The sequence below is a fragment of the Prevotella rectalis genome, from assembly GCF_900607215.1.
GTDB lineage: Bacteria > Bacteroidota > Bacteroidia > Bacteroidales > Bacteroidaceae > Prevotella > Prevotella brunnea.
The window spans coordinates 1,207,626-1,213,648 of sequence record NZ_LR027820.1; the positions used below are offsets into that span (position 1 = coordinate 1,207,626).

The 6,023-nt window shown below is 45.3% G+C and carries 6 protein-coding genes; 5 read left to right on the forward strand and 1 reads right to left on the reverse strand.

Annotated elements, in window-relative coordinates:
• Nucleotides 1–5: 5 nt before the first annotated feature.
• Nucleotides 6–2,075, forward strand: a complete 2,070-nt coding sequence (locus E0E16_RS06230; protein WP_130829580.1) for an RNA degradosome polyphosphate kinase — start codon at nucleotides 6–8, stop codon at nucleotides 2,073–2,075.
• The gene (locus tag E0E16_RS06235; protein WP_240048122.1) at nucleotides 2,072–3,082 is read left to right on the forward strand and encodes a Ppx/GppA phosphatase family protein; all 1,011 of its coding nucleotides are present in this window, start codon (nucleotides 2,072–2,074) and stop codon (nucleotides 3,080–3,082) included. The genes E0E16_RS06230 and E0E16_RS06235 overlap by 4 nt, the downstream gene beginning before the upstream one ends.
• A 179-nt stretch (nucleotides 3,083–3,261) precedes the next feature.
• Here E0E16_RS06235 and E0E16_RS06240 read toward each other — a convergent pair whose 3' ends face one another.
• Nucleotides 3,262–4,104: a TlpA family protein disulfide reductase gene (locus E0E16_RS06240; protein WP_130829581.1), complete on the reverse strand. Its 843-nt coding sequence runs from the start codon at nucleotides 4,102–4,104 to the stop codon at nucleotides 3,262–3,264.
• Between the two features lie 178 nt (nucleotides 4,105–4,282).
• Between E0E16_RS06240 and E0E16_RS06245 the strand changes: the two genes are divergently transcribed.
• The 3 genes from E0E16_RS06245 to E0E16_RS06255 form a co-directional block, all read left to right on the forward strand.
• On the forward strand, nucleotides 4,283–4,975 hold the full coding sequence (locus E0E16_RS06245) for a queuosine precursor transporter (protein WP_130829582.1): 693 nt from the start codon (nucleotides 4,283–4,285) through the stop codon (nucleotides 4,973–4,975).
• A gap of 40 nt (nucleotides 4,976–5,015) precedes the next feature.
• The gene (queF, locus tag E0E16_RS06250) at nucleotides 5,016–5,468 is read left to right on the forward strand and encodes a preQ(1) synthase (RefSeq protein ID WP_130829583.1); all 453 of its coding nucleotides are present in this window, start codon (nucleotides 5,016–5,018) and stop codon (nucleotides 5,466–5,468) included.
• Nucleotides 5,469–5,653: 185 nt separating this feature from the next.
• Nucleotides 5,654–6,023 (forward strand): helix-turn-helix domain-containing protein (locus tag E0E16_RS06255; RefSeq protein ID WP_165444186.1); only part of this gene is annotated, 370 nt, incomplete at its 3' end.

Sequence of the window (6,023 nt, forward strand, 5' to 3'; positions counted from 1 at the left end):
AGAAAATGACTAAATCCAAGAAAAAGATAATTAATTATGTGGAAAGGGATGTGAGTTGGATGTATTTCAATCACAGAATCCTGCAAGAAGCTCGCAAGAAAGAGGTACCTTTACTTGAAAGACTCTCTTTCTTAGGTATCTATTCCAACAACCTCGATGAATTCTTTCGTGTAAGAATGGCATCGCTCAACCGCATAATAGAGTCGGGAAACGTAAGCCATGAAACGGCACAGAAAATAAAACACACCATCAAGACCATAACAAGACTCAACGAAGAATTTAACATCGAGTACGGACAAGCCACCGACGAGGTAAATGAAGAACTGGAAGAGCACAACATTCGCATCATCAATGAAACGCAACTTAACGAAGAACAAAAAACGTTCTTGAAACAACTCTACTACGATAAGCTGAACGGATCTACCAATCCACTTTGGTTCAACGCAATAGACGATTTCTCAGTACTGGAAGACAACCGCATCTATCTTGCCGTAAAGAAAACCGGACGCGTAACGAACAAAGTGAAATATGCCATTATCAAGATACCCGATCGTGTCTATGGACGATTCATCCGCGTACCCGAATCCGACGGATACGATAACATCATGTATTTGGACGACGTCATCCGGTTTTGTCTCCCATTGGTTTTCATCGGTTCGGAAGAAAGCGACTACGAAGCTTACTCCTTTAAATTCACCAAAGATGCAGAGATGGAAGTGGACAATGAAGCTGACTACGGACTCATGGAACGCATCGCGCTGGGCGTAGATAGCAGGAAACGAGGAGAGCCCATCCGCGTAGTGTATGACCGAGAGATGCCCAAAGAACTTCGCAAAAAGGTCATGGAACGACTCAACGCAAAAGAATTGGACACCCTCTTGGGTGCAGGCAGATACCAAAATCACAAGGACTTGATGGCTTTCCCCAACTGTGGACACAGCGAATTGAGCTATCCGAAATGGAAACCCATCATGAAACCCGAATTCATGTCCGATGACAGCCTGCTGACACTTATTCGAGAAAAAGACCGTTTCATCCACGTGCCTTACCATTCCTTCAACGCCTACATCCGATTGCTCCGCGAAGCGGCCTTGCGACCGGAAGTAAAGGAAATCAAAACCACGCTTTACCGATTGGCAAAAGATAGCAAAGTGGTGAAAGCACTTATCTGCGCAGCAAGGAATGGGAAAAAGGTAACAGCGGTAGTGGAACTGTTGGCGCGATTCGACGAGGAAAGCAACATCAAGTGGAGCAAGAGGATGCAGGAAGAGGGCGTGAACGTCATCTTTGGTATCGAGGGACTGAAAATCCACTCCAAACTATTGCACATCACCACCAAGCATGGGAATATTGCCTGCGTGGGAACCGGAAATTTTCATGAGGGAAACGCCAAATGCTACACGGACTATCTGATGATGACGGCACGACCAAGAATCGTCAATGAGGTGCAACGCGTATTCGACTTCATAGACAAGCCATTCTCACAAATGCGCTTCAGAGAGCTAATGGTATCGCCCAACTCCATGAAAAACCGGATAATAAGACTGCTGAACACAGAAATAAAGAACGCGCGGGAAGGTAAAGAAGCATGGCTGAAGATGAAAATCAATCACATTACCGACACCGACATCGTGAACAAACTTTATGAGGCATCACGAGCGGGGGTAAAAATCGACATCGTCATTCGAGGCAACTGCTCCATAGTCCCCGGCATACCGGGACTGAGCGAGAACATTCGAGCCGTGGGTATCATCGACCGCTATTTGGAACACTCGCGCATCCTCATCTTTTGCAATGGAGGCAACCCAAAATATTACATCGGTTCCGCGGATTGGATGCCACGCAACCTAATTAATCGCATCGAAGTAATGTCGCCGGTATTCGATGAAGAGATAAGAAAGGACTTGCGTCGCACCATAGAATACGGATTGCGCGACACCACCAATGCCAGAATCGTGGATGGATTCGGAACAAACGAAATACAAAAGCCCACAGAGGGCGAACAACCTTTCCGCTCACAAGAAGAGTTGTACAAGACTTATTGCGCGGAAACTGAACAAAAAGACTACAAATGATGAGACAAAGAATAGCGAAAACCGAAATTTATACAGACGACCACAAGCCGCACAATTTGGCAGCGATAGACATCGGGTCGAATGGGGCACGCTTGCTGATAAAACACTTCGATGACAACGCGCCGGAATTTGAGCGCATAAAACGCGTGATGTTCATTCGTGTACCACTACGTTTAGGTAAGGACGTGTTCACACTAGGAAAAATATCGAAGGAACGCTACAACATGATGCTTCACATGCTGAAGGGTTTCAAGCATTTCATGCGCTTGAACAAGGTGGAAGAGTTCCGCGCGTGTGCAACGGCGGCAATGCGAGATGCCGACAATGGCAAAAAGGTGATGAAAAACCTTGAAAAGAAAACCGGAATTAAACTTGAGATTATTCGAGGGGAAGAGGAAGCGAAACTACTCTTCAACAACATCGTGGAGAACCCGAATTATAACAACGGAAACTATGCCTACGTGGATGTGGGTGGAGGAAGCACGGAGATTTCTCTGCTCCATAACGGCGAGCTGTTGCAGAGCCGCTCGTTCGATATGGGAACACTTCGCCTACTCAGCGGACAAGTAACAAGGGAAACGAAGCATGAGATGATAAGCATGCTTACCAATTATATGCAGGAACATCCTCACACAACTATCATCGGTTCGGGAGGCAACATCAACAAACTCTACAAACTCACTCGCGGCGAAGAAGATACCAAGATAATGAAAGTGAGCGACCTGCGAGATATTTATGAAAAACTGACAGCACTGAACATTGAAGAACGCAAGCAGCAATATGGTTTGAAAGACGATCGCGCTGATGTTATCATTCCTGCTTCAGAGGTATTCCTCACAATTGCAGATGCCTTGCAATGCGACAAGATTACCGTTCCAAACATCTCGCTCGCCGATAGCATCGTAGATGGTCTGTACCGGGAGAGAAAGGGGCAATACAACTACGAACAGACACAACAAACAATGAATCAACTCGTTATTGGCAATGAGGATGAAGCAATGGAATAACACAATTGACACAGATTGAAAGCCGAGCAATACTCGCAAACAGAAAGCGCGTTAGACATGGAAAAGCCCCGATAGGTATAGAAACTTATCGGGACTTTTGCATCTTTTTTCTATTTTTTCGATCGTGTTGTTCTCCCACCACATACATTATCATAATATAGATGTAGGAGAAAAGTCGGTTATTTATAGATTTCTGCCAACTTATTTTGCAAATCCTCACCTCGCAAATCGCTTGCTACAATTTTCCCCTGAGGGTCTAACAGCACGTTAGAAGGGATGGAACGAATGCCGTAAGCCGCTGAAGCCGCGCTTTGCCAACCTTTCAAGTCGGACATCTGATGCCATTTCATACCTAACTTCTCTACACCCGCCGTCCATTTGTCTTTTTTATTGTCGAAACTAACACCGACTACGTCGAAACCCTTAGCGTGATATTTCTCATAAGCTGCCACAACGTTCGGCATTTCCTGACGACAGGGTCCACACCAACTTGCCCAAAAGTCCACAAGCACATAGTTGCCCTTTCCTACCCATTGACTCAGCTTCACGGTCTTGTCATTCATATCATTCATGGTGAGGTCTGTGAACATCAATCCGGGTCTTCTAAGTTCCAAAGAGGCAAGTTGCGACTTAGCCTGCTTCAGCACTTCATCGTTATAGTAACCGCTTGTCGGATCAAGAGCTTCTTTCAATTCCTCGTAACTCATATCGTACATGGCATCAGCCACATATTTTGCAGGGAAAGAGGTAGCCTTGAACTTCCGCATGATTTCCAATGTGGCAGCCAACTGTACCTCAGTAAGCGAGTCGGCTTTGGTCATGATAGCCTGCAGCTGCTGTTTTTCAGCATCGGTGAATGTTTTCGGATCTTTTTTGCTGAGTGCTTTGTATGCCGTTTGCAAATCATTGAACTCGGACTCAATCTTATTCATTTTTTCCTCATACGGCTTTGTGTCTGCAGATTGTGCGTTTGCCACAAATACTTGTGCCACCAATATCGCGGCTAAGAAAATCTTTTTCATACTTATCTGTTTTATTTGAATGTTACGTTTCGACTATCTCGCGTCCGCAAAGATAGCTTTTTAGATGCAAAAATAAGGAATTGATTGATAAAAGCACTATTATTTAAGATTTTTTTGTACCTTTGCCTCACTTTATTCATAGGGGTACTTGCAAAACCCTCTTTAACAAAACAAGAAAATGACACAGAAAAAACAACAAGTGAGTGTGCTGTTCATGCTTTTCAGCATCCTATTCTGCGTTTGCCTCATAGCGGCAAACATCCTTGAAACCAAGCAAATTTCGGTATTAGGCATCAGTTTGACAGGCGGTCTCATCGTCTTTCCCATTTCCTACATCATCAACGACTGTGTGTGCGAGGTGTGGGGATTTCGCAAAGCCCGCCTACTGATTTGGACCGGCTTCGCCATGAATTTCTTTTTTGTTGCCATGGGAGCCTTGTGCGACTGGATACCGGGTGCGCCCTATTGGACTAACGAAGAGGGATTCCATGCCGTCTTTGGTTTGGCTCCACGCGTTGCGGCAGCGTCTTTCGCAGCTTTCATCATCGGTTCGTTTGCCAATGCTTACGTAATGAGCAAAATGAAGATTCGCCACGGTGGGAAACGCTTCTCACTCCGCGCCATCTTGAGTACCATAGCCGGAGAGACGTGCGACTCAATCATATTCTTCCCCTTGGCATTGGGTGGCGTTGTTCCCACAGAAGAACTTCCAAAGCTCATGTTGTGGCAGGTGCTGCTGAAAACCCTCTACGAGATCATCGCCCTTCCGCTGACAATCCGAATAGTGAAGAAGCTCAAGGAGCACGAAGGCGAAGACACTTACGACAACGGTATCAACTACAGCATTTGGAAAATATTCAGCCTTGGTTGAAAAGCGACATCTTCCTGCATAAAACAACATTTATCAATATATGGAAAGAAAAGACGAGGGGCTTCGCCAATTGGGAGGCAAAACCGCATATCGCACGGACTACGCCCCGGAAGTGCTTGAAGCATTTGAGAACAAACATCAGGAGAATGATTATTGGGTACAGTTCAACTGCCCCGAGTTTACAAGTCTTTGTCCGATTACGGGGCAACCCGACTTCGCGGAAATCCGCATCGCCTACATCCCAAACGTAAGGATGGTGGAGAGCAAAAGTTTGAAACTCTATCTTTTCAGTTTCCGCAATCACGGCGACTTTCATGAAGACTGCGTGAACATCATCATGAAAGATCTCATCAAGTTGATGGCTCCCAAATACATTGAAGTAACCGGTATCTTCACCCCGCGTGGTGGTATCAGCATCTATCCCTACGCCAATTATGGGCAACCCGGCACGAAATACGAAAGAATGGCGGAGAAAAGGTTAATGAATCGCTAATTTTCAAGAGACTCTGCAAGTTCCAAAACGAAGTGCAATAAAAGAGTAGCCCTCGCCGAGAGATGCAGACGTTCTCGAAGCGTAGCGAGAGGTTGTCTGCATCTCTCGGCGAGGAAAAAAAACAACCAGCAATACAAATAAAAAAGGGAGACCTCTGTCTCCCCAAGATTAATTAACTTTGTATTGTGAAATATCATCAATTAACCTCGGAGCAAAGGTCGCAAATTTTCGCCTTACTCCAAAAGAAAACAGGGAGAAAAGAGATTGCCACAATCGTCGGCATCAGTCAGTCAACACTATCACGTGAAATCAAACGCAACAGCACGCCATCAGAAAAGTATATCTGGACAAAGGCGCACGATATGGCTATGCAGCGCAGAAAGAGAACGGTAAAGAACGCCAGGCTCTCTAACGAATTAGTCTGGAGAATTAAGGAATATATCACCAATGACCAGTGGTCTCCACGACAAATATCAGGTTATCTGCGAAAGAATGAGGGAATAAAGGTGTCCCACCAATCCATTTATAATATCATTCATAATGATACAACAGGGG